General features: G+C 58.5%; 21 protein-coding genes. 10 read left to right on the top strand and 11 right to left on the bottom strand.

Annotated features, from left to right (window positions below; genetic code table 11):
* Window positions 1-68: 68 nt before the first annotated feature.
* The 5 genes from CPPEL_RS11140 to mptB form a co-directional block, all read right to left on the bottom strand.
* Entirely contained in the window at window positions 69-224 is a 156-nt protein-coding gene (locus tag CPPEL_RS11140) for a PLDc N-terminal domain-containing protein (RefSeq protein ID WP_164470382.1), read from the bottom strand.
* 214 nt (window positions 225-438) lie between these two features.
* Complete coding sequence (locus CPPEL_RS05435; protein ID WP_123961239.1) at window positions 439-1,314, bottom strand: COX15/CtaA family protein; 876 nt, start codon at window positions 1,312-1,314, stop codon at window positions 439-441.
* Window positions 1,315-1,579: 265 nt separating this feature from the next.
* Entirely contained in the window at window positions 1,580-2,359 is a 780-nt protein-coding gene (locus tag CPPEL_RS05440) for an ABC transporter permease (protein ID WP_123960180.1), read from the bottom strand.
* 4 nt (window positions 2,360-2,363) lie between these two features.
* Window positions 2,364-3,296 carry an ABC transporter ATP-binding protein gene (locus tag CPPEL_RS05445; protein ID WP_123960181.1) on the bottom strand — a complete coding sequence of 311 codons (933 nt, stop codon included), beginning with the start codon at window positions 3,294-3,296 and terminating at the stop codon, window positions 2,364-2,366.
* A gap of 6 nt (window positions 3,297-3,302) precedes the next feature.
* Window positions 3,303-5,141 (bottom strand): polyprenol phosphomannose-dependent alpha 1,6 mannosyltransferase MptB, encoded by a 1,839-nt coding sequence (gene mptB, locus CPPEL_RS05450; RefSeq protein WP_123960182.1) that lies wholly within the window; start codon window positions 5,139-5,141, stop codon window positions 3,303-3,305.
* Between the two features lie 250 nt (window positions 5,142-5,391).
* On the opposite strand from mptB, the gene CPPEL_RS05455 reads away from it, so the two are divergent.
* The 9 genes from CPPEL_RS05455 to CPPEL_RS05495 all read left to right on the top strand — a co-directional run bounded on the left by CPPEL_RS05455 (window position 5,392) and on the right by CPPEL_RS05495 (window position 15,042).
* Window positions 5,392-6,111, top strand: a complete 720-nt coding sequence (locus tag CPPEL_RS05455) for a helix-turn-helix transcriptional regulator (protein ID WP_123960183.1) — start codon at window positions 5,392-5,394, stop codon at window positions 6,109-6,111.
* Window positions 6,108-7,541, top strand: a complete 1,434-nt coding sequence (gene sufB, locus CPPEL_RS05460) for a Fe-S cluster assembly protein SufB (protein ID WP_123960184.1) — start codon at window positions 6,108-6,110, stop codon at window positions 7,539-7,541. The genes CPPEL_RS05455 and sufB overlap by 4 nt, the downstream gene beginning before the upstream one ends.
* A gap of 5 nt (window positions 7,542-7,546) precedes the next feature.
* The gene (gene sufD, locus CPPEL_RS05465; RefSeq protein WP_123960185.1) at window positions 7,547-8,731 is read left to right on the top strand and encodes a Fe-S cluster assembly protein SufD; all 1,185 of its coding nucleotides are present in this window, start codon (window positions 7,547-7,549) and stop codon (window positions 8,729-8,731) included.
* Between the two features lie 42 nt (window positions 8,732-8,773).
* Window positions 8,774-9,532 carry a Fe-S cluster assembly ATPase SufC gene (gene sufC, locus CPPEL_RS05470; RefSeq protein WP_123960186.1) on the top strand — a complete coding sequence of 253 codons (759 nt, stop codon included), beginning with the start codon at window positions 8,774-8,776 and terminating at the stop codon, window positions 9,530-9,532.
* Entirely contained in the window at window positions 9,529-10,800 is a 1,272-nt protein-coding gene (locus tag CPPEL_RS05475; protein WP_123960187.1) for a cysteine desulfurase, read from the top strand. The genes sufC and CPPEL_RS05475 overlap by 4 nt, the downstream gene beginning before the upstream one ends.
* A 3-nt stretch (window positions 10,801-10,803) precedes the next feature.
* Complete coding sequence (sufU, locus tag CPPEL_RS05480; protein ID WP_123960188.1) at window positions 10,804-11,256, top strand: Fe-S cluster assembly sulfur transfer protein SufU; 453 nt, start codon at window positions 10,804-10,806, stop codon at window positions 11,254-11,256.
* Window position 11,257: 1 nt separating this feature from the next.
* Window positions 11,258-11,629, top strand: a complete 372-nt coding sequence (locus CPPEL_RS05485; RefSeq protein WP_123960189.1) for a metal-sulfur cluster assembly factor — start codon at window positions 11,258-11,260, stop codon at window positions 11,627-11,629.
* Between the two features lie 116 nt (window positions 11,630-11,745).
* The gene (locus tag CPPEL_RS05490) at window positions 11,746-13,377 is read left to right on the top strand and encodes an ABC-F family ATP-binding cassette domain-containing protein (RefSeq protein WP_123960190.1); all 1,632 of its coding nucleotides are present in this window, start codon (window positions 11,746-11,748) and stop codon (window positions 13,375-13,377) included.
* A gap of 171 nt (window positions 13,378-13,548) precedes the next feature.
* Entirely contained in the window at window positions 13,549-15,042 is a 1,494-nt protein-coding gene (locus CPPEL_RS05495) for a peptide MFS transporter (RefSeq protein ID WP_123960191.1), read from the top strand.
* Between the two features lie 170 nt (window positions 15,043-15,212).
* Here CPPEL_RS05495 and CPPEL_RS05500 read toward each other — a convergent pair whose 3' ends face one another.
* Window positions 15,213-16,298 carry a M24 family metallopeptidase gene (locus CPPEL_RS05500; protein WP_123960192.1) on the bottom strand — a complete coding sequence of 362 codons (1,086 nt, stop codon included), beginning with the start codon at window positions 16,296-16,298 and terminating at the stop codon, window positions 15,213-15,215.
* 161 nt (window positions 16,299-16,459) lie between these two features.
* On the opposite strand from CPPEL_RS05500, the gene CPPEL_RS11285 reads away from it, so the two are divergent.
* On the top strand, window positions 16,460-16,597 hold the full coding sequence (locus tag CPPEL_RS11285) for a hypothetical protein (RefSeq protein ID WP_245990517.1): 138 nt from the start codon (window positions 16,460-16,462) through the stop codon (window positions 16,595-16,597).
* A gap of 21 nt (window positions 16,598-16,618) precedes the next feature.
* On the opposite strand, the gene CPPEL_RS05510 is transcribed toward CPPEL_RS11285, so the two are convergent.
* The 5 genes from CPPEL_RS05510 to acnA all read right to left on the bottom strand — a co-directional run bounded on the left by CPPEL_RS05510 (window position 16,619) and on the right by acnA (window position 22,626).
* Window positions 16,619-17,983, bottom strand: a complete 1,365-nt coding sequence (locus CPPEL_RS05510; RefSeq protein ID WP_123961240.1) for a PFL family protein — start codon at window positions 17,981-17,983, stop codon at window positions 16,619-16,621.
* Between the two features lie 21 nt (window positions 17,984-18,004).
* Window positions 18,005-18,274 (bottom strand): ACT domain-containing protein, encoded by a 270-nt coding sequence (locus CPPEL_RS05515; protein ID WP_123960193.1) that lies wholly within the window; start codon window positions 18,272-18,274, stop codon window positions 18,005-18,007.
* A gap of 83 nt (window positions 18,275-18,357) precedes the next feature.
* Complete coding sequence (locus CPPEL_RS05520; RefSeq protein WP_123960194.1) at window positions 18,358-19,083, bottom strand: glutamine amidotransferase; 726 nt, start codon at window positions 19,081-19,083, stop codon at window positions 18,358-18,360.
* A gap of 52 nt (window positions 19,084-19,135) precedes the next feature.
* Complete coding sequence (locus CPPEL_RS05525; RefSeq protein ID WP_123960195.1) at window positions 19,136-19,714, bottom strand: TetR/AcrR family transcriptional regulator; 579 nt, start codon at window positions 19,712-19,714, stop codon at window positions 19,136-19,138.
* A gap of 92 nt (window positions 19,715-19,806) precedes the next feature.
* The gene (acnA, locus tag CPPEL_RS05530) at window positions 19,807-22,626 is read right to left on the bottom strand and encodes an aconitate hydratase AcnA (protein WP_123960196.1); all 2,820 of its coding nucleotides are present in this window, start codon (window positions 22,624-22,626) and stop codon (window positions 19,807-19,809) included.
* Between the last annotated feature and the right edge of the window lie 211 nt (window positions 22,627-22,837).

A 22,837-nucleotide genomic window follows, 5' to 3' on the forward strand; every position in this document is an offset into this window, starting at 1 on the left:
CAATGCTCAAGCGGCGGTGTTGTGTTTGATTACTTCGAGCACTTAGGCCAAGTGCTCGGCTTAAAAAACTAGGCGTTTTTGCGCATGATGAACCAGGCGATAAAGCCAAGGATGGGAAATACCAGGCAGGCTGCCGCCCAGAGTCCAACCTGTGCTGCTGATGCCTCTCGGCGCAATTCGGTGATAGTGACGTACACAGCGCTGAAGACACAAACAAGGGTCAACCAAAACATCCAATCCATAGCAGTCACTGTAATGCACGCACTGCGGTTGATTGTGCTGCCTCTACCGCCGTACATCTCAGGCTCGCCCGGGAGCACTGTGTGCTGCTGTGCTGGGTACAACAATGCCGCGCAGGGTGGGCGAATGTTCCACGCTACGCGGCCTGTGTTGAGCTCGATGCTTTGCTGTTGTGCAGCCCTGGCTGGGCTACAAGTGTTATTGCACGCGGGAGGCTTGAACCTCGCGCACCTTGCCTTGTGCCCACAGCACGGCACAGCATGCCACCACGAAGGAGCAGAGGCCGATGTGTACGGGCACGGTCCAACGCGGTACACCGAGACGGAACTGCAAAATACCCACGCCGGCTTGCACCACGATCATGATGATCAGCAGCCAGCCGGTGCGTTGGAGATTCGCAGGGGCCTTCTTTGCCACCAGGGCGCCAACGAGCACGATGGTGACAGCCAAGTAGACGTACATGACCCAGGCGTGGATGTGTGCCATCAGTCCGAGGTCTACATCGAGGCGGCCTTCCATGCCAACGCCTGTATCGCCGGCGTGAACGCCCGCGCCGGTGACCATGGTGCCGGTTACCAGCACGATGGAAAGCAAGATGGCGCCGAAGACGGCGAGTGCGCGCAGCGACTGCGGAATGATCACGCGAGGAGTGCCCTCATCTGGCTGATTTACTCGCACCCACAGCACTGCTGCCAGCCACACCAGGATCATGGAGGGCAGGAAGTGCAGGGCAACGGCCCACCACTTGAGGTCTAGGTGAACCGAGATACCCCCAATAACTGCCTGGACCACGATGCCAAAGCACTGCAGCAGTGCGTACACGATGATCTCTTTGCGTCGCTTGAGCACCGAAATGAGCAAGGCGATGGCGATAGCGATCAGGGCGAAGGTTAAGAGGCGATTGCCAAATTCGATGAGCTGCTGGATCCAAGGAGCTGCGCCTTCTACGGGAACCAGCGAGCCGTCGTGACAATTTGGCCAAGTATTGCAGCCGAGGCCTGAGCCAGTAACGCGCACGATCGAACCGGTCACGGTGATGCCGCCTTGGGCCACCATGAGCAAAAACGCCAGCATGCTTTGAGTCTTATGCCGCCGGATGCGCTGTAGCCAAGGTTTTTGAGCAGAAGTTGTTTGTGTAGCCACGATCAACGATTCTACCTTGCTGCGCTATGCGCTTTGGCGTGATCCCCGGCTCGCGCGTCGCAGTGGCACCTCGCTGTGGCAGCGCAGGCTGTGAGGGCCACAAAGGCTGTGTTATCTGCGAAAATGGGCAACAATCGCCGCCCCTTGCCGCGCAGATCCCGCCACGGACATGGCGAGTGGAATAGGACACAGGGGCTTAGTTGAACTTGAACCAGCGGCTGGCACCGAGGCCGCCGATGGCGCAATAGCCGGCCAAAATAACGAGCTGTGGGCCTGGCATCGAGCCGGAAAATGCGGTCCTGAGGCCGTCGGCAAGCGCAACGGAAGGCACAAGTTCTAGGCCCATGCTTGGGGGAGTAGGGCTGATCATGGCGATCGAGGCGACGCCGACCAGGGCGAACCAGAGCAAATTGGCAAAGCCCAAAACGAGTTCGGAAGACAGTGATCCGCCCATGAGCAGCCCGAAGGTGGTGAAGGTGGCAACGCCGAAGAAAAAGAGGATCAGACCGAAGACGATGCCAATGCCATCTGGGTGCCAGCCAAGAAACATCGCGGTGGAGCCAAGCAGTAGCAATTGCACGAAGCTCACGGCAAGCACGCCGATGATTTTGCCTAGCACGATCGTCCAAGCAGGCACGCCACTGGCACCGGTGCGTTTCAGCGCGCCATAGCGGCGGTCGAAGGCAAGGGAGATGGCTTGACCGGTAAACCCTGAGCTCATGGCAGCCATGGCCAGGATCGTCGGCACCACATTGTCCATTTCGGTATTCGCTACCGGGAAGAAGTACAAGCCAACCAAGCCTGCCAGGGGAATGATGAAGCTTAAGAGCAACTGCTCGCCGTGGCGCATGAAAAGCTTGGCCTCCATGACCCCTTGGGCGCGAAGCATCGAGGCCACTGAGGCGCGGGCGGGGTTGGGGCTGAAGGTGCCAGGTTCGAAGGTATGAGCATCGAGGGTGCGTTTGCGTGTTGCCATGGTCTTAGCTCCTGAGCTCGCGGCCAGTGAGGTCAAGGAAGATATCTTCCAGGGTGGGGGTGTCGGTATCTAAGTGGTGAATCAGCACGTCTTGAGCCGCCGCCGCCTGGCAGATCGCGGCCACAAGCTCCGGGGTGGGGGTGGTGCGAAGGTGATAGTGCAAAGGACGCGTCTGCGTGAGGTGTTCGGCCAAGTGATCCGATAGCGCTGAGGCATCCAGCGGTGCGGTGGTTTGGAAGCTTATCGACGCCGCCTGGTTGCTCGACTGACGCAACTCATTGGGGGTACCGCTTGCAACGAGCACTCCGCGATCCATGATGGCTACGGCATCGGCCAGGGCCTCTGCTTCGTCCATGAGGTGGGTGGTGAGCACAACGGTCACGCCATCGCTTTGGAGCTGATGAATCAGCCGCCAGACCACCAAGCGCGATTGTGCATCCATACCGGCTGTGGGTTCATCTAAAAACACCAGCTCGGGGCGCCCCACCAGTGCCAAGGCAAGGGAAAGTCGCTGCTGCTGGCCGCCCGATAAGCGCCGGTAGGTGGTTTTGCGCACCCCGGTTAGGCCGAGGAGCTCAAGCAGCCACTCTACGTCGAGCGGGTCTTTGCAATAGCTGGCGGTGAGCTTGAGCATCTCTTCTACGCGCACACCTGAATACGAGCCGCCGCCTTGGAGCATGATGCCCACCCTTTGCCTGAGGGCATCGGGGCTGCGGCTGGGGTCGAGCCCGAGCACCCGGATGCTGCCGCTGGTGGGGCGTAGGAAGCCCTCGCACATCTCAATGGTGGTGGTTTTTCCGGCACCATTTGGGCCAAGCAGGGCTAGGACCTCACCGCGAGCAACGCGCAGCGAAAGACCGTTCACGGCCGTTTTGGCTCCAAAGGATTTGGTTACCGTGTCTAATTCCAGGGCTAATTCTGCGCTTTGAGCGATCACGGCACACTAGTTTAAGCCCCGACGGCTCGGGCGGTTGAATACCCACCGCAAAAACCACCAAGAAACTCCAAAAGCCACCGCAGCGGAAAGATAAATACTCAGCACCGTTCCTGGTGGCAGCGATAAACCTCGCGGAAGCACGAAGAAGCTCACCAGCGCCGAATAGGCCGTGACCGCCCAGCGGAAGATCACGCGGTTGGCCCAGGCAGAAAGCGGGATGATCGCCCAGAGCATGTACCAGGGGTGGACCACCGGAAAGAAGATCACCAAGACAAACGTGGCCACGCCGAGACCGCCGATGGCGGCGATGGTGCCGCGGTAGGTGGCAAGGAGCATGCGCAGGATAAATGCGGCGGCTACTACGAGCCCGGCTGCTCGTGTCACTGTGAGGATGGCCTCGGTGTGATCACCTAATTCCAGCAGCATGCCCAAGCCGCCGCTGATCACGCCGATGGCGGTGGTAATCGACATCCAGCTTCGGATCGACACCGCCCCGCCTTGGCCGCTGATCCAACCAAGGGGGATCCCGGTGATCACGCTGATCAGCGCAATGCTGCACAGCAGCACAGCAAGATAGGCAGCAGCAGCGATGCCAATGGCAGTTAGGTGCCTTGAGCCGCGAGCATGAAGGGCGCGGGCGAAGGACATGCCCACAAAGCCCAGCCCTAAAAATCCGGTCACCTTCACCATCCCGGCGCAGCTCAGCAGCACGCCGGAGAGAATGAGAAAGCCCATGGCGCTTCGCACGCGCCCGAGCACGATGCGATCACTTGCCCTGAGCCCAAACTCCATGCCGGCCATGGCCAGGCCGAGCATGATTGCCTCGTTATGGATACCTCCAATGAGGTGCAAAATGGTGATGGGGTTGAGAATTCCGAGCCAAAACGCCGCCTGTGGGGTGACGTGGCACCGCAGAGCAAGCCGGTGCACCGCCCAGGCCGCAAGGGCTACGCCCGCGATGGCGAAGAGCCTATGTACCGCCACCGCCCAGACGATGCTGTCTTGGGTAAGCCAACTAATGGCTGAGGCGAGCCCGAGGGCAACTGGGCCATAAGGGGAAGGGGAGTGCGCCCAGATAAATGGCACGCTGCGCGCCAGGATGTCGCCGGCACCGAGCAGATCAATAGGGCCTGCGCTATAGGGGTCGAGGCCCATGCGAATAATTTTGCCGTTGGCCAGATACGAGTAGATGTCTTGGGTAAACATCGGGGCGCTGAGCAAAATTGGGAAGGTCCATGCCACGAAGGTTCTTTTGAGCATGGAGCTCGATACCAGCCCAGCGGCGCGTTGATTTGGGCGCCATAGGGCACCGGTAAACGGTGCCATGAGTAACCAGGCGGCCACGATCAATCCGATGCCAATAAAGCTCAATACTGTGGATGCCTGCAGCATCCTGCCCATCAAAGAACCGAGCGGGAAACCGTTATAGGGATTTTCGCGCACCGGCAACGCCCCAGCACCTAAGGCGCCAAGACCTAAGAGCAAAGCGCCCACGGTGCCCATCCAGCGCAAGATGGCAAAGCGCCGCAATTCCGCATAACTCAATTGCAGTGGCTGTGGGGCAGATTGCTTTCGGGCTGCAGCGGGAATGGGGGAAGGTTCGTCGTGGTGGGCTGGATCCAGCAGATCGGCGCCGGTCGCCGTGGCCACCAGGGTGGCATCTGAGCTACTCGGTGGGGCTTCGGCCACGATTCGGGTGGCTAAACCCGAGGGGGCATCGTCGATATGCAGGGTGGTTGAGCGTGAGCCTGCAGCGCCGATCCTTGGCAGTTCCCGGCGAAGTGCTCTCAAAGGCCGCAAGATGGCTCGCTGGAGGTTCCCGGGTTTTTTGTGCACGAGGCTCATATTAGCGAATCCGCGATGAGGTACTGCGGCCGATGGGCGCGAGGCCTAGGGCAGGCGTCTGCCTTCGGAGTTTTCGACGCACATTCGGATAAGGGCACCCTAACCTGCATGTTTGTTGTTGCAGCTCGGGCGTGTTGCTGTTGGCGGAAGAAATAGCGACATATTAGTGTTGCTAAAAGGTGCACGCAGGAATTGCACCGTCGTGACTTGAGAGCCAAGAAGCCGGCAGCATGAAGGAGGTGGATCCCCAATGGCAAAGTCGAGTGAAAGCCTGAAAGAAACGCGAAGCGTAGAAGGTGAAACTAGGCGCCAAATCATGAGCGTGATGCTCAAAGATGCGCCCATTAGCGCCTCGGCCATCGCCGCTCGGCTTGAACTCACCCCAACGGGGATCCGCCGCCATATTGATGCCCTCATCGAAGATGGCCTGGCAGAAGTAGCCCCGCCTCGCGGGAGTGCCCACAAAGGACGTGGCAGGCCTGCCAAGGCCTTTCGCCTTACGGACCAAGGCCGCGCCCAATTCGGCCATGGCTACGATGAGCTGGCTTATCAGGCATTGCAAACGCTGAAAGAAACCGGCGGGGATGCCGCTGTTCGCGCCTTTGCCCGCAAACGCGCTGAAGAGCTGCTCGCTGGCGTCGAAAAGCCTGCAACTGCCGAGGAATCTGCCATTGAGCAGATCGCCGAAAAGCTAGTCGAGGCGCTATGCAGCCACGGGCACGAGGCCACATTGAGTAATGCTGGACACAGCGTGCAGATCTGCCAGCATCACTGTCCTATCTCAGGAGTGGCCGCACAGTTTCCAGAATTGTGCGAGGCAGAGCATGAGGCCATCGCGGCCTTGCTGGGCCACCATGTGCAACCGCTGGCATCGATCGCTGATGGTCACGATTTGTGCACGACCAATATTCCAATCACCCCGATAGTTACACCCGAAGAACATCACCCCACAGAAAGGAGCGGTTCATGACACAAGCGACGTCACATGCACCGCAGACCGACGACGAGATCATCGAGTCCATCGGCCCATACAATTACGGCTGGCATGACTCCGACGCCGCCGGTGCCTCGGCGCGCCGCGGATTAAACGAAGACGTCGTTCGGGACATTTCTGCCAAGAAGAATGAGCCCGAATGGATGCTTGAACAGCGCCTCAAGGCATTGCGCATCTTTGATAAGAAGCCGCTTCCTACCTGGGGTGCCGATTTGTCGGATATCGACTTCGACAACATCAAGTACTTCGTGCGTTCTACCGAACAGCAGGCCACCACCTGGGAAGACCTGCCCGAAGACATTAAAAACACCTACGACAAGCTCGGCATCCCCGAGGCTGAAAAGCAGCGCCTTGTTGCTGGTGTGGCCGCCCAGTACGAATCCGAGGTGGTCTACCACCAGATTCGCGAGGACCTCGAAAGCCAAGGCGTGATCTTTGTCGATACCGACACCGCCTTGCGCGAGCACGAAGAACTCTTCAAGGAGTACTTCGGCACCGTGATCCCTGCCGGCGACAATAAATTCTCCGCACTCAACTCCGCAGTGTGGTCCGGTGGATCCTTTATCTACGTGCCCAAGGGCGTGCACGTCGAGATTCCGCTGCAGGCGTATTTCCGCATCAACACCGAAAACATGGGTCAGTTCGAGCGCACGCTGATCATCGTGGATGAAGATGCCTACGTGCACTATGTGGAAGGCTGCACCGCGCCGATTTATAAGTCGGATTCGCTGCACTCCGCCGTGGTGGAAATCATCGTGAAAAAGGGTGGCCGTTGCCGCTACACCACCATCCAGAACTGGTCCAACAACGTCTACAACCTCGTGACCAAGCGCACCAAGTGCGAAGAGGGCGCGACCATGGAATGGGTGGACGGCAACATCGGTTCCAAGGTGACCATGAAGTACCCGGCAGTGTGGATGACCGGCCCTTATGCCAAAGGCGAAGTGCTCTCGGTTGCCTTTGCTGGTGAAGGCCAATTCCAAGACACCGGTGCGAAGATGACTCACATGGCCCCGCACACCTCCTCCAACATCGTGTCCAAGTCCGTTGCCCGTGGTGGCGGTCGCGCGGCTTATCGCGGTTTGGTGCGCATTAACGCCAACGCTCACCACTCCACCTCGAATGTGGAATGTGACGCGCTGCTGGTAGATAACATCTCGCGTTCGGATACCTACCCCTATAACGACATCCGTAATGACCACGTCTCACTTGGCCACGAGGCCACCGTGTCGCAGGTTTCCGAGGAGCAATTGTTCTACCTCATGTCCCGCGGTATCGCCGAAGACGAGGCAATGGCCATGATCGTTCGCGGCTTTGTCGAGCCCATTGCCAAGGAGCTGCCCATGGAATACGCCCTGGAGCTCAACCGTTTGATCGAACTGCAGATGGAAGGATCGGTGGGTTAATCCACATGGCCGATGCAACTGTAAAAAACGCAACCGTCCACAACAACAAGGGCGACCTGTTCACCTCCTTTGATGTTGCAGACTTCGACGTCCCTCACGGCAAAGATGAGGTGTGGCAATTTGTGCCGCTGCGCCGCCTGCGCGGGCTGCACAATGGCGAATTCGCCCAAGCCGTGGTCCCCAACGTAGAGATCACCGTGCCCGAAGGTGCTCAAGGTGTAGAGACTGCCATCTTGGAGCCTGGCGACGAGCGCCTGCGCCGCACCGGAGGCGCCGTGGATCGCGTTGGTGCCCAAGCATTTAGCTCCGCTGAAAAAGCTCGCTATGTGCACTTCGAGAAGGATTCCCACAACACCGAGCCTGTGACCGTGCATGTGCAGGGCAAAGGTGAAGGCGTAACCAGCTTTGGCCACCTCGTAATCGACGTGGCTCAAGGCGCCGAGGCCGTAGTAGACCTGCGCTATACCGGCTCCGGCACGCATGCCGACAATGTGGAATTCATTGTTGGGGACAACGCAAAGCTCACCGTGATCGTCGACGCTTCCTGGGATGACGATGCCGTGCACCTTTCTGGCCAGGCAGCCGTCCTTGGCCGCGATGCGGTTTTGCGCCACAACGTCGCAGTATTCGGCGGCGAGATCGTCCGTATCGTTCCCCGCGTGCGCTTTAGTGCTCCCGGTGGCGACGCCGAGATGCTCGGCGTGTACTTCGCAGATGACGGACAGTTCTTTGAACAGCGCCTGCTGGTGGATCACGCGGTGCCCAACTGCCGCTCCAACGTGCTGTACAAGGGTGCGCTGCAGGCCGATAAGGAATCCGATAAGCCTGAGGCCAGGACTGCTTGGGTTGGCGACGTGCTGATCCGCGCCAATGCCCAAGGCACCGACACCTATGAGGCCAACCGCAACCTGGTGCTCACCGAGGGTGCGCGCGCCGATGCCGTTCCGAACCTGGAAATTGAAACTGGCGAGATCGCCGGTGCAGGCCACGCCGCCACCGTGGGTCGTTTTGATGATGAGCAAGAGTTCTACTTGCGTTCACGCGGCATCCCCGCAGAAGAAGCTCGCCGCTTGATTGTTCGTGGCTTCTTCTCTGAGGTCATTGGCCGCATCCCCGTTGCTGATATTCGCGAGGAGCTTGAGCGACGAGTGGCAGAAGAACTCGACACCCTCAAAGCAAAAACGCGCTAAGCCCCAACGAATCCCCAACAAAGCTGAAAGAAAACGATACGCATGAGCACACTTGAAATTCGCAATCTGCACGCCCAGGTTATCCCCGCCGACGAAAACGCTAAGCCCAAGCCCATTCTGAAGGGCGTCAACCTCACCGTGAACTCCGGTGAAACCCACGCGATCATGGGTCCCAACGGTTCCGGTAAGTCCACCTTGGCCTACACCTTGGCCGGCCACCCCCGCTACGAGATCACCGAAGGCGAGGTGCTGCTCGACGGCGAAAACCTCCTCGACCTTGAGGTAGACGAGCGCGCCCGCGCCGGCCTGTTCCTGGCCATGCAGTACCCCACGGAGATCCCGGGCGTTTCCATGGCAAACTTCCTTCGCTCCGCAGCCACCGCTGTGCGCGGCGAGGCACCGAAGCTGCGCGAATGGGTCAAAGAAGTACGTCAGGCCCAGGATCAGCTCGCCATTGACAAGGCCTTTGCCGAGCGTTCGGTCAACGAGGGCTTCTCCGGCGGCGAGAAGAAGCGCCACGAGGTGCTGCAGCTTGACCTGCTGCGCCCCAAGTTCGCAGTGATGGATGAAACCGACTCCGGTTTGGACGTGGATGCCCTGCGCATCGTGTCCGAGGGAATCAACCGCTACCAGGAAGAAACCAACGGCGGCATCATCATGATTACCCACTACAAGCGCATCTTGAACTATGTGCAGCCCGATCACGTGCACGTTTTTGCCAACGGCCAGATCGTGACATCCGGTGGCCCCGAGCTTGCCGACGAGCTTGAGGCGAACGGCTACGACAAGTTCATTTCATGAGCCGCTTTAGCCTTGAAGACGGCACGCTCGACGTTGAAGCGATCCGCGCCGAATTCCCGATCCTGAAGCGCACAGTGCGCAATGATATGCCCCTGGTATATCTCGACTCGGGCGCTACCTCTCAGCGCCCCGAGCGCGTCTGGCGCGCTGAGGAACACTTCGTGCTGCACACCAATGCACCAGTGCACCGGGGTGCCTACCAATTGGCAGAAGAAGCTACTGACGCCTACGAAGACGCCCGCGACGCCATCGCAGACTTCGTCGGCGCCGATGGCGATGAGCTTGCCTTTTGCAAGAACGCAACCGAAGCGTTGAACCTGGTGGCCTATGTCCTCGGAGACCAACGGGCAGGGGATCTGGCGGTAAGCGAAGGCGACACCGTGGTCGTCACCGAGATCGAACACCACGCCAATCTGGTGCCCTGGCAGGAACTATGCCACCGCACCGGCGCGAAGCTGAAGTGGTACAGCGCCACCGAAGACGGGCGCATCGACCTCGATTCGCTTAGCCTTGACCCAAGCGTGAAGGTGGTGGCCTTTACCCACCAGTCGAATGTGACCGGTGCCCAGGCTGATGTGGCCGAATTGGTGGCTCGCGCACGCGAGGTAGGAGCACTGACCGTGCTGGATGCGTGCCAATCGGTGCCACACATGCCCGTGGATTTCCACGCCCTGGATGTAGACTTCGCAGCCTTTTCCGGGCACAAGATGTGCGGGCCTCAAGGTGTAGGTGCGCTCTATGGCAAGCGCGATATTCTTGCCCAGCTCCCGCCATTTCTTACTGGTGGCTCCATGATCGAAGTGGTGAAGATGGAAGGTTCAACCTTCGCACCGCCACCGCAACGATTTGAAGCCGGCACCCAGATGAATAGCCAGGTGGTAGGCCTTGGAGAGGCCGTGAAATTCCTCAACGAAGTGGGAATGGAACGCATTGAGGCCCATGAGCACATGCTTTGTGCCTACGCACTGCAACGCCTGCAGCAGATTCCGGGGTTGCGAATCATCGGCCCAAACACTGCAGATCACCGCGGCGCCGCCGTGAGCTTTGTGGTGGAAGGCCTGCACCCACACGATTTAGGCCAAGTGCTCGATGATCGTGGCGTGTGCATCCGCGTAGGACACCACTGCGCATGGCCAGCCCACAGGAGCATGAAGGTGCAATCCACAGCCCGCGCCTCCTTCTACCTGTACAACACCAAGGAGGAAGTCGACGCCCTGGTCGATGCGATCGTCTACGCGAAACGCTTCTTCCAAGTAGAGGATGAGTAGATCATGAACCTTGAGTCTATGTACCAGGAAGTGATCCTGGATCACTATAAAAACCCGCACCACGCTGGCTTGCGGGAAAACTATGGTGCAGAAGTCCACCACGTCAATCCTTCCTGTGGCGATGAGATCACCTTGCGTGTGCATCTTTCTCAGGACGGCAAGACGGTAGAAGACGTGTCCTATGACGCTGAAGGCTGCTCGATTTCTCAGGCCTCCACCTCGGTGATGGCAGAAGAGGTCGTGGGCCAGCCTGTAGAGGCGGCGATGGAAAAGCTCGCGGAGTTTGAAAAGATGATCACCTCCCGCGGCAAAGTGGAAGGCGATGATGAGCTCATTGGCGACGGCATCGCCTTTGCCGGGGTATCGAAATATCCGGCGCGTGTGAAATGCGCCCTGCTTGGTTGGAAAGCGTTTCAAGCAGCGACATCCGAGGCACTAGAAGCACAGGAGCAATAACGTGAGCGATAACGCACAAGAACAACAACCGCAACGCCCCGAGCAGTCTGAGGCCGATCTGGCTAAGGCAGCGGATGTAGAAGAATACCTCCGCGACGTGATTGACCCAGAGCTCGGCATCAACGTGGTAGACCTCGGTCTGGTCTACGACATTTGGATGGAAAACGAGACGCACGCGCACGTGAACATGACGCTTACCTCTCCGGCTTGTCCTCTTACCGATGTGTTAGAAGACCAAGCGCAGCAAGCAGTCGTGGGCAATGGTGTAGCAGAGTCCCTGACCCTGAACTGGGTGTGGATGCCACCGTGGGGTCCGCACATGATCACCGAGGAAGGCCGCGAGCAGCTTCGAGCCCTCGGATTCTCGGTATAGCTCAACACCCCCCCCGAAAGCGTCATCGCATCCTGTGTGATGGCGCTTTTTGCTTTTCGACGCCCACCGTAGGTGGTGAAACTGCCAATTTTTCCAGCCTGATAGGCTCTTGCCTCGTGATTGTGACCAATGATCTGGAAGTGCGCGTTGGCGCTCGAACCTTGCTGCATGCCCCTGGCCAACATCTTCGGGTCCAGCCAGGAGATCGCATCGGGCTTGTGGGGCGCAATGGTGCTGGCAAAACCACCACCATGCGTATCCTTTCTGGCGAGACCGAACCCTATGCGGGCACTGTGATCCGAAGTGGCGAGATTGGTTATCTGCCGCAGGATTCCAGGGAAGGCAATATCGAGCAGACTGCCCGCGACAGGGTGTTATCTGCCCGTGGCTTAGATCAGATCGTGCAATCCATGGAACGCCAACAAGAGATCATGGAAACAACCGAGCAGCCCAGCAAGCGAGACGCGGCTATTCGCAAATACTCGCGTTTAGAGGAGCGCTACCACGCCCTCGGCGGCTATGAGGCTTCCTCCGAGGCCGCTCGCATCTGCGATAACCTCGGGCTTCCTGCCCGCATCCTCGACCAAAAACTCAGCACTCTTTCTGGTGGTCAGCGTCGCCGAGTGGAGTTGGCACAGATCCTGTTTGCCGCCAGCGCAGGTTCGGGAAAGTCGCAAGTAACCTTGCTTCTCGACGAACCAACGAACCACCTTGATGCTGATTCGATCACCTGGTTGCGCCATTTTCTTACTAAGCATGAAGGTGGCCTGATCATGATCTCGCACGACGTGGAACTGCTTGATGCCGTGTGCAATAAGGTGTGGTTCTTAGACGCGGTGCGTGCAGAGGCTGATGTGTACAACATGAGCTTTTCCAAATACAAAGACGCCCGCGCCACGGATGAGGCTCGGCGTAGGCGTGAGCGCGCCAATGCCGAAAAGAAGGCCGCGGCCTTAAAGGATCAAGCCGCACGCTTGGGTGCAAAGGCCACCAAGGCTGCTGCAGCAAAACAGATGCTGGCTCGCGCTGAGCGCATGATGGGCTCATTAGATGAGGTGCGCCAACAAGATCGCGTGGCCCATATCCAATTCCCCACGCCGGCACCCTGTGGCAAAACACCGCTGCACGCCAAGGGTCTGACCAAAATGTATGGCTCCCTCGAAGTATTCGCTGGCGTCGACCTTGCCATTGATAAAGGATCCAGGGTGGTCGTGCTTGGATTTAATGGCGCAGGTAAAACCACCTTGCTCAAATTGCTCGCCGGGGTAGAGCGCACCGATGGTGAAGGCGGGATCGTTACTGGCCATGGGCTCAAGATCGGCTACTTTGCCCAGGAGCACGACACCATTGATCCTGAAAAATCGGTGTGGCAAAACACCATTGAGGCCTGCCCAGAAGCAGGGGAGCAAGACCTGCGAGGCCTACTCGGTGCCTTCATGTTCTCTGGAGAACAGCTCGACCAACCTGCCGGCACGTTATCCGGTGGTGAGAAAACTCGCCTTGCCCTAGCCGCGCTCGTGTCCTCGCGCGCCAATGTGTTATTGCTTGACGAGCCAACCAATAACCTAGATCCAGTCTCGCGAGAACAAGTACTCGACGCACTCCGAAGCTATCAAGGCGCCGTGGTGCTGGTAACCCACGATCCTGGGGCAGTGCGTGCCTTAGAACCAGAACGAGTCATCGTGCTCCCAGATGGCGATGAGGACTTGTGGAATGACGAGTACATGGAGATTGTCGAGCTCGCCTAAGAAACCCGTGGTGGAGATCCACCCTTTGGCCGGCGCTGTAATCGGCGCAACTCCTCCAAGCAAGGGCGGCACGCTTGGCAATCCGGGTCACAGGAGGGCTGAATCGTGGGCGTATTCACTTGAGTGTTATAGTTCGATGATCTGCACGAACACATAACAAGGGAGTTTCTTGTGCGCTCCGATACACATGAACCTGACCCATCGGCAGCACATTCTGCCAACGAGCGTCAGTTTTTCGGTCATCCTTGGGGTCTAGCGAACCTTTCCGGCGTAGAGATGTGGGAGCGTTTCAGCTTCTACGGCCTTCAGGCACTCTTGGCCTACTACCTGTATTACTCAGTGGCCGATGGCGGCCTGGGCATGCAGGAATCGACGGCCTTGTCCATCGTCGGCGCCTACGGCGGTCTGGTGTACCTCACCAGCGTTGCCGGCGCCTGGGTGGCAGACCGCATCCTCTCGGCAGAACGCACCCTGTTCTATTCCGCCATCTTGGTCATGTGCGGTCACATCAGCCTGGCTATTTTGCCGGGCTTTGTTGGCGTAGCAATCGGTCTGGTGTGCATTGCCGTGGGCTCAGGTGGCCTCAAGACCACCTCGCAGGTGGTGCTCGGCCAGCTCTATGATCGCGAGGATCCTCGCCGTGATGGCGGTTTTTCCATCTACTACATGGGCGTGAATATCGGCGGCCTGCTCGGCCCGCTGATCACCAACGCCTTGTGGGGTTGGAAGGGCTTCCACTGGGGCTTTGGTGCCGCGGCATTGATGATGGCCATCGGCTTGATCCAGTACATCTTGATGCGTAAGCAAACCATCAAAGATGCCGGCCACGAGGTTGCTAACCCGCTTCCCAAGAGCAAGTACCTGCCGGTGTTTATCGGCGCAGCCGTAGTGATTCTCGGCTTTGTCATGCTTTTTGTTAGCGGCGTGCTGCATGTAAACCAGCTCTCTAACATCACGGCCTTGATCGCGCTGTTGATTGCCGTTGGCCTCTGGGTAGAGATGTACCGCTCTGATCTTGTCACTGCCGACGAACGCTCCAGGCTCATCGGTTTTATCCCGATGTTTATTGCCGGCGTCTTGTTCTTCTCCATCTTCCAGCAGCAATTCACCGTGCTCGCCGTCTATTCCGACCAACGCCTCAACCGCAATCTCTTCGGCTGGGAAGTGCCACCAGGCATGGTGCAGTCCATCAACCCGCTGTTCATTATCATCTTCGCCGGCGTCTTTGCCTCCATGTGGACCAAACTCGGCAATAGGCAGCCCACCTATGGCGTGAAGTTCGCTTTGGCGCTGATGGTATCCGGTCTGACCATGCTCATCTTCTTGCCCTTTGCAGGCGGAGAAGCCAACTCCACGCCTTTCTGGGTGCTGGCACTAATCCTCTTCCTGCTCACCATGGCAGAGCTGCTGCTAAGCCCCGTGGGTAACTCCATGGCAACCCGCCTTGCACCGGCAGCATTCCCCACGCGCATGTTCGCCTTGTGGATGCTCAGCGTGAGCCTTGGTACCGCACTGTCTGGTTCGCTGGCGGCCTTCTACGATCCCAATGATGCCGGAGCAGAGCGCGCATACTTCATGGCGCTGTGTGCCGGTGCCGCAGGCGTGGGCTTGATCATGTTCCTCATGCGCGGCTGGATCAACCGCAAGTTCATCGACGTGCACTAGGTCTATACCACTAGGCATATACCAGGCACATCACCGCAGGAGCCTTCCCTTTACATCCCACCGAATATTCTCGGAGGTGTTGGGCAGGCTCCTGCCTTTTGTGTATCCGGTGCATACAACAATGCGCCTGCAACCGAGTGCTGCAGGCGCATGAAGATCAGGAGTATTGCTTAAACTCTTTGCAGCTCGTGTGGTGTGAGGTTAATTGGACGAGCGCCATCGGCTTCAAGGATCACGATGTCTTCTACACGGGCACCCCATTGGCCAGGGAAGTACACACCGGGTTCGATGGAAAAGGCCATGCCTTCGCGTAACACCACATCATTGCCAGCAATGATGAAGGGCTCTTCGTGGCAAGAAAGCCCGATCCCGTGGCCGGTGCGGTGGATGAAAAATTCGCCATAACCAGCATCCTCGATGATGTCTCGGACCACCTGGTCCACCTCGCCGGCGCGCACGCCGGGCTTGGCAAAGGCCAGGCCTGCCTCCTGTGCCTGTTGCAGCACGTCGTAGGTTGCTTGCTGCTCATCAGTGGGTTCACCCACCACATAGTTGCGGGTGCAATCGGAGTGGTAGCCAGAATCCAAGGTGCCGCCAATGTCGACCACCACGATGTCGCCTTCCTCAATCACTCGATCAGAGAAGTCGTGGTGCGGATCGGCGCCGTGGGGACCAGAGCCAACGATGATGAAGTCCACCACCACGTGCTCTTCAAGGATGAGCTCGCGCAGCTTATCGGCAACCTCGCGCTCGGTCACACCAGCGCGCAAGAGTTCGGGAACCTTACGGTGCACCGCGTCGATGGCTTCGGCTGCGCGGGTGAGCTCCCGGATCTCGGCATCGTCTTTTTTAACAAAGGTTTCTGCCAGCACCTTCGTGGCGTTGAAGGCCTCCACACCGCGGCTTTGCAGCTCGATAAGGTGATCGGCCGTCATCGCTGCGCTCACGGCCAGTTTGCCTGCTGGCACGAAGCTATAGGGATCCTCACCGTCATTCCAGCCGCGGATCTCGATCCCGAGCGCGCCTGCTTTGGACCTTTTCAAATCGGCTACGTCTACGCCAGGGGCAAAAATGAAGTCGCGTTCGCCCAGCACGAGGCCGGCGAAGCGCTCATGCGTATGCATCTTGGAATCCAACAGGTACTCAAAGTCAGGACCAGGAGTAATCAGGACACCGTCCAACCCAGCCTTTGCAGCCGCTTGTTTGGCTGCATCGATGCGGGAACGAAACGTCTCTAATGAAAATCCTTCAAACATAACGCCGAGTCTAGTGCTGCTGGCCAAGCCACGTCGCGCTTGGCTAAGGCAGGCGTATCCTCATCAGCATGAAGTGCAAAAAGTGTTCCAACAAGGACAAATGGAATAGCTTGAGCCGAACACAAAAGGCCGGCATCCTCGTGATTTGAGGAGCCGACCTTGTGGCCAAGCTGGCTGCCTGGCATTACCTGTATCACCTGCCAGCAGAAAAGATTCGCGGCAAGAAAGGCTGGTGGTTGCCCATCACCTTGATCAATGGTGTGGGCTCGCCTGCGTTCTTGCTTTTTGGCCGGAAATAGGTGCCGTTGGACGTCGAAAAGCTAATTTCTGAAACCGTGAACCGGGGCGGGGATGAAGCCGCCGCGGGCAATGAATTCCTCGTTGCCGACCTTGGATACGGGAATCACCGGTGCGTAGCCGAGCAGGCCGCCGAAGTTTACCTCGTCGCCAGGGTTGGTGCCGGGCACAGGAATCACGCGCACCGCGGTCGTTTTATGGTTCATCACACCGATTGCCGCTTCGTCGGCGATCATGCCTGAAATCTGAGCGGCGGTGGTATCACCTGGAATGGCCACCATGTCCAGGCCCACAGAACAAATCGCGGTCATGGCTTCGAGCTTGTCCAAAGAGATATTGCCGGCGCGAACTGCGTCGATCATGCCCTTATCTTCAGACACGGGAATAAAGGAGCCAGACAGGCCACCGATGCGCGAACACGCCATCATGCCGCCCTTTTTCACTGCGTCGTTGAGCAACGCCAGGGCAGCGGTGGTGCCGTGGGTCCCGGCTTGGTCAAGGCCCATGTGCTCGAGGATATGAGCTACCGAGTCGCCCAACTCTGCAGTGGGGGCGAGGGAGAGATCCACGATGCCAAAAGGCACCCCTAAACGCTCAGAGGCCATATTGCCAACGAGCTGGCCTGCGCGGGTGATCTTAAAAGCGGCCTTCTTAATCTCCTCGGCCACCTCGTTGAGGCTTGCACCTTCTAAGGAACCGAGTGCGCGATCGACCACGCCGGGGCCGGAAACGCCCACGCTTACCACGCAATCGGGCTCTTCTACGCCGTGGAAGGCACCGGCCATAAAGGGGTTATCGCCAACGGAGTTAGCAAAAACCACCAGCTTGGCGCAGGCGATGGCGTCGCGGTCCTTGGTGAGCTCAGCAGCTTCCTTAATCACGAGCCCGAGCTCGCGCACGGCGTCCATATTGATGCCTGCGCGAGAAGAACCAACGTTGACCGAAGAGCACACCACATCGGTCTGGCTCAAGGCTTCGGGGATAGAAGCAATCAGCCGGCGATCGCCCTGGGTCATGCCCTTTTCTACGAGCGCGGAATAGCCACCCACGAAGTTCACGCCTACCTTCTTGGCGGCGCGGTCGAGGGCATGTGCCAGCGGAACCGGGGATTCTTCGTGTGCGGCAGCGATCAGCGCGATTGGGGTGACGGAGATGCGCTTATTCACGATCGGGATGCCGAGTTCGCGTTCAATTGCCTCGCACTCGGGAACCAGGCGTGCAGCCAGGCGGGTGATCTTTGCTTCTACTGCCTCACAGGTGGCCTCCATGGAACCTCGGACGCAATCGAGCAAGGAGATGCCCATGGTCACTGTGCGGATATCGAGGCGGTATTGCTCGATCATCTCGATGGTGTCGAGGATATTGGAAGAGGAGTGCAAGGTGGTCATTGGTTGTTGCATCGCGGCCACCTAGATGGTGTTCATTGCGTCGAAGATGGCCTGCGACTGGATGCGAATCACCAGCGCCTCTTGCTCTTCTACCTGGTGCATCCGCTCCTGGATGGCGTCGATGCTGGTGGCTTCCTCGTCGAAAGACACGTGCAGGATCATGGTGAAGTAACCATCCATGATGGTCTGAGAGACGTTATTAATATTTACTTCCAGCTCAGCACAGGCCGCTGAGACCGCTGCGATAATGCCGGTGTGATCCTTACCGGTAACAGAAATGATGGCAAACATATCGAGCATCCTACTGCCAGATGTGTCTACGCCCTATCCGAGGATCAACTCCTTGGGCTCGCCGCGCTCAAGCAGTGGCGGGTTTAGCTGCGATGAGCTGTGCAAATATCGAGGAAGTTGCGCATGATTTGGTTGGCAGCTTGAGTATCCACCTTGCGGGCGCGATCGGCTACCTGTTCGAACTCGGCGGCGTTGAAGTAGCCGTAGTCTTTATAAAACCCGATGCGCTTAACAAAGCCTTCTGGGGTGAGTTCTGGGTGAAACTGCGTAGCCCACGTGGTGGCATTGGCGCGGATGGCCTGAATAGGGCAGTGCGGGCCGCTGGCGAGCAAGGTGACGTCTCCAGGTAGCTCTTCTGCGCTTTCGGTGTGTCCGCTTAGGGCATAAAAGGATGTGGGTAGGCCTGCAAGCAGGGGATCGCGCTGGCCGGCCTGGCTGATTTCGACCATGCTAGGTCCTGCTTGTTCGGGGAAGTTTCTACGCACCACGCCGCCGGTGGCGTCGGTGACAAAGGAGTTGCCGTAGCAGATGAACAGCGTTGGAATATCGCTGTGAATCAGGGATCGAAGCTCACGGTGCACGGTGTGCTGCCAGGGGGTGTATTCCTCGTTGGTGACGTTCAGCGGGCTGCCACCAACGATGATGCCATCGAAGTCCTTGACGGAAAGATCGATCGAGTCTTCTGGATCGTCAATAATTTGGTGGGTGATCTGCTGGGGATCCAAGCCGGTGGTGTCGAGGATGTCCTCGTATTCGGCCTGGATCACGTCTTCGCCGGTGCGAACAGAAACTAGCAGCACATTGAGCATGTAGCCATACTAGACCTCTTGGTCTAGATTGCGAAAGTTTTGCGGATGCACCTTAAGGGTTGCAGGCGGTGTTTAAGCGGATCGACTCTTCAACCAAATCGAGCATGCTCTCTAGGCGTTCTTGCTTCTCACCTGCGGCAAGGCGAGAAATAAACCCGTCGAGCACGGTCTCTAAGTACAGGTGAAGCACATCGATTGGCACATCATCACGCATGCGCCCAAGGGCGGCATTGTGCTCGAGCCTTTCGCGAACCGCTTTGTCCAGAACGCTTTGGTGCTCTTGCCAGCGAGTGCGAAATGCTGGGTCAGTGCGAAGCATGGTGGTGATCTCTAGACGGGTGAAAAACCAGTCATAGCGCTCTGGGTGGGCGAGCATGTCGCGCATGACGTCTACCAGACCGTGCTGGGCTACTACTTCCGCCATGCGGGTTGCATCTTCGCGTGCCAGGGCTAAAAAGAGGTGTTCTTTGTCGCCAAAGTGGTGGAAGATAGCCCCACGGGATTTGCCTACGGCTTCTTCGAGACGACGCACGGTAGCGCCTTCGTAGCCGTGTTCGGCAAAGCAGCGCCTGGCACCTTCGAGAATTTCTTGGCGGCGCGAGCTCAGTTCGGCGTTGCTAACCACAGGCATGGCGGTGGGGCTTTCTTGGGTGAAATAGGGAGAACTTGAAACAAAAAGTGCAGGGGACCGGTGTGTCCGATCCCCTGCAACACGATCAGGGTTTAGCCCTTGATCATCTGGCGTAGCACGTACTGCAAGATGCCGCCGTGGCGGTAGTACGCAGCTTCACCGGGGGTGTCGATGCGAACCACTGCATCGAATTCGACGGTTTCACCCGACTCCTTGGTGGCAGTCACGTGAACAGTCTTCGGAGTGGTGCCCTCGTTGAGCTCCTCGATACCGGTGATATCGAAGGTCTCGTGGCCATCAAGGCCGAGCGACTCGTGGGACTCGCCTTCAGGGAACTGCAGCGGGATCACGCCCATGCCGATGAGGTTGGAGCGGTGAATACGCTCGAAGCTCTCGGTGATGACGGCCTTCACGCCGAGCAGGTTGGTGCCCTTTGCTGCCCAGTCACGGGAGGAACCGGTGCCGTACTCCTTGCCTGCGAGTACCACCAGCGGGGTGCCGGCAGCCTTGTAGTTTTCGCAAGCGTCGAAGATGAAGGACTGCGGTGCGTCTTCCTTGGTGAAGTCCAAGGTGTAGCCACCTGCGACGTCGACAAGCTGGTTTTGCAGACGGATGTTGGCGAAGGTGCCACGCATCATCACCTCGTGGTTACCACGACGGGAACCCAGCGAGTTGTAATCGTTGCGCTCCACACCGTTGGCGTCGAGGTACTGAGCAGCCGGGGTGCCGGGCTTGATGGAAGAAGCGGGGGAGATGTGGTCGGTGGTGACCGAGTCGCCCAGCTTAGCCAGCACGCGTGCGCCCTTGATGTCCTCTACCGGCTTGGGCTCTACTTCCATGCCATCGAAGTAAGGAGCCTTGCGGATGTAGGTGGATTCCTCATCCCACTCGAAGGTCTTGCCGGTGGGGATGTCGAGGTTCTGCCACTGCTCATCGCCCTTGAATACGTCGGCGTAGTCAGCCTCGTAGAGCTCGCGGGAGATGGCCTCTGCGATGGTCTTTTCGATCTCCTCGGTGGAAGGCCAGATGTCCTTCAAGAAGACATCGTTGCCATCCTGATCCTGGCCAAGTGCTTCGTTTTCGAAGTCGAAGTCCATGGTGCCTGCGATGGCGTAGGCGATGACCATGATCGGGGATGCAAGATAGTTCATCTTCACATCCGGGGAGATACGACCCTCGAAGTTACGGTTACCCGACAGCACTGCGGTTGCGGCCAGATCGTGCTCGTTGATGGCATCCGAGATCTCCTGCGGGAGGGGACCGGAGTTACCAATACAGGTGGTGCAGCCGAAGCCGGAGAGGTAGAAGCCGAGAGCCTCAAGATCCTTCCAGAGGTCTGCACGCTGGTAGTAGCCATCAACAACCTGGGAGCCAGGAGCACAGATGGTCTTCACCCATGGCTTTGCCTTCAGGCCCTTCTCGGCGGCCTTGCGGGCAATCAGGCCTGCACCAATCATCACCGAGGGGTTCGAGGTGTTGGTACAAGAGGTGATCGAAGCGATGGCAACCATGCCGTGGTCGATGGTGAACTCGCCACCATTAGGCGACTGCACAGTAACCGGCTTGGACTGGCGGCCCTTGGCGTTAGTAGCCAGGGTCTCGCCGTGGCCCTCGCGGGAGGAGTTGAAGCTCGGTGCGAGGTTTTCTTCGTCACCGTTTTGGTCCTCGCCCTCGGAGCCCATGCGTACAGCCTGGAGGCCTTCGTCTTCCTCGCAGATTTCGCCATCGGCGTAGGTGGGCAGATCCTTGCGGAACTGCTCCTTAGCCTCAGACAGCAGGATGCGGTCTTGGGGGCGCTTGGGGCCTGCAATGGAGGGAACCACGGTGGAAAGGTCCAGCTCGAGGTATTCGGAGTACTTCGCCTCGGGAGCGTCCTGCTCAAGCCACATGCCTTGTGCCTTGGCATAGGCCTCGACGAGCTTGATCTGCTCTTCGGGGCGGCCGGTGAGGTGCATGTACTTGGTGGTCTCTTCGTCGATCGGGAAGATCGCACAGGTGGAGCCGAACTCGGGGCTCATGTTGCCGATGGTGGCGCGGTTTGCCAGCGGAATGGACTTCACGCCATTGCCGTAGAACTCAACAAACTTTTGCACCACGCCGTGCTCGCGCAGCATCTCGGTGATGGTGAGTACCACGTCGGTAGCGGTCACGCCGACCGGGATTTCGCCGGTGAGCTTGAAGCCAACAACCTTAGGAATCAGCATGGACACAGGCTGGCCGAGCATGGCAGCCTCTGCCTCGATGCCGCCAACGCCCCAGCCGAGGATGCCCAGGCCGTTTTCCATGGTGGTGTGGGAGTCGGTGCCGATACAGGTATCGGGGTAGGCAAGGCCGTTGTTGTCGAAGACCACGCGTGCCAGGTACTCGATGTTTACCTGGTGCACGATGCCGGTTCCGGGGGGAACCACACGGAAGTTGGAGAAGTTCTCTGCGCCCCAACGCAGGAACTGGTAGCGCTCTTCATTGCGCTCGTATTCAATCTCGACGTTCTTTTCCAAAGCGTCGGAGGAGCCGAAGGCTTCGACGATCACGGAGTGGTCGATCACCATTTCGGCGGGGTTGAGGGGGTTGACCTGATCGGGGTCGCCGCCCAAGGTCTTCACGGCCTCGCGCATGGTGGCAAGGTCGACCACGCAGGGCACGCCGGTGAAGTCCTGCATGAGCACACGCGCGGGAGTGAACTGAATTTCCACATTCGGCTCAGCCGAGGGATCCCACTGTGCAAGCGCCTCGATGTGCTCGGTTGTAATGTTGGCGCCGTCCTCGGTGCGCAGAAGGTTCTCGGCGAGAACCTTCAGGGAGTACGGCAGCTTCTCCAGGCCATCAACAGCATTGAGGGCGAAGTAGTCATAGGACTTATCGCCAACCTCAAGCTTTTGCTTGGCGTTGAAGGAGTTCTTGCTTTCAGTCACAGTGAGCTCCAGTTCCTTATCGTGAATGTTGTTTCAAAACCCGAACCCCCAGCAAGGTGTGCTGGTTTGCGAGCTTACGGGCGCTGCAACATCATCGCCTCGTAGCACTAAGCCTAGCGCGTAAAAGCGGGTGCAGCGTCGCCTGACGCGTATTTTAACAGTACGTTCGTTCTGTTTGGGTTTACTAGCCCCATCTAGGTGATCGTGTCGC

The organism is Corynebacterium pseudopelargi, from assembly GCF_003814005.1.
Taxonomy (GTDB): domain Bacteria; phylum Actinomycetota; class Actinomycetes; order Mycobacteriales; family Mycobacteriaceae; genus Corynebacterium; species Corynebacterium pseudopelargi.

Excerpts from the sequence above, each read along its gene's own strand:
- CPPEL_RS05435 (WP_123961239.1), bottom strand. The coding sequence starts at position 1,314 with ATGCTGGCGTTTTTGCTCATGGTGGCCCAAGGCGGCATCACCGTGACC.
- CPPEL_RS05440 (WP_123960180.1), bottom strand. The coding sequence starts at position 2,359 with ATGGCAACACGCAAACGCACCCTCGATGCTCATACCTTCGAACCTGGC.
- mptB (WP_123960182.1), bottom strand. The coding sequence starts at position 5,141 with ATGAGCCTCGTGCACAAAAAACCCGGGAACCTCCAGCGAGCCATCTTG.
- CPPEL_RS05455 (WP_123960183.1), top strand. The coding sequence starts at position 5,392 with ATGGCAAAGTCGAGTGAAAGCCTGAAAGAAACGCGAAGCGTAGAAGGT.
- sufB (WP_123960184.1), top strand. The coding sequence starts at position 6,108 with ATGACACAAGCGACGTCACATGCACCGCAGACCGACGACGAGATCATC.
- sufD (WP_123960185.1), top strand. The coding sequence starts at position 7,547 with ATGGCCGATGCAACTGTAAAAAACGCAACCGTCCACAACAACAAGGGC.
- sufC (WP_123960186.1), top strand. The coding sequence starts at position 8,774 with ATGAGCACACTTGAAATTCGCAATCTGCACGCCCAGGTTATCCCCGCC.
- CPPEL_RS05475 (WP_123960187.1), top strand. The coding sequence starts at position 9,529 with ATGAGCCGCTTTAGCCTTGAAGACGGCACGCTCGACGTTGAAGCGATC.
- sufU (WP_123960188.1), top strand. The coding sequence starts at position 10,804 with ATGAACCTTGAGTCTATGTACCAGGAAGTGATCCTGGATCACTATAAA.
- CPPEL_RS05500 (WP_123960192.1), bottom strand. The coding sequence starts at position 16,298 with ATGTTTGAAGGATTTTCATTAGAGACGTTTCGTTCCCGCATCGATGCA.
- CPPEL_RS05510 (WP_123961240.1), bottom strand. The coding sequence starts at position 17,983 with ATGACCACCTTGCACTCCTCTTCCAATATCCTCGACACCATCGAGATG.
- CPPEL_RS05515 (WP_123960193.1), bottom strand. The coding sequence starts at position 18,274 with ATGTTTGCCATCATTTCTGTTACCGGTAAGGATCACACCGGCATTATC.
- CPPEL_RS05520 (WP_123960194.1), bottom strand. The coding sequence starts at position 19,083 with ATGCTCAATGTGCTGCTAGTTTCTGTTCGCACCGGCGAAGACGTGATC.
- CPPEL_RS05525 (WP_123960195.1), bottom strand. The coding sequence starts at position 19,714 with ATGCCTGTGGTTAGCAACGCCGAACTGAGCTCGCGCCGCCAAGAAATT.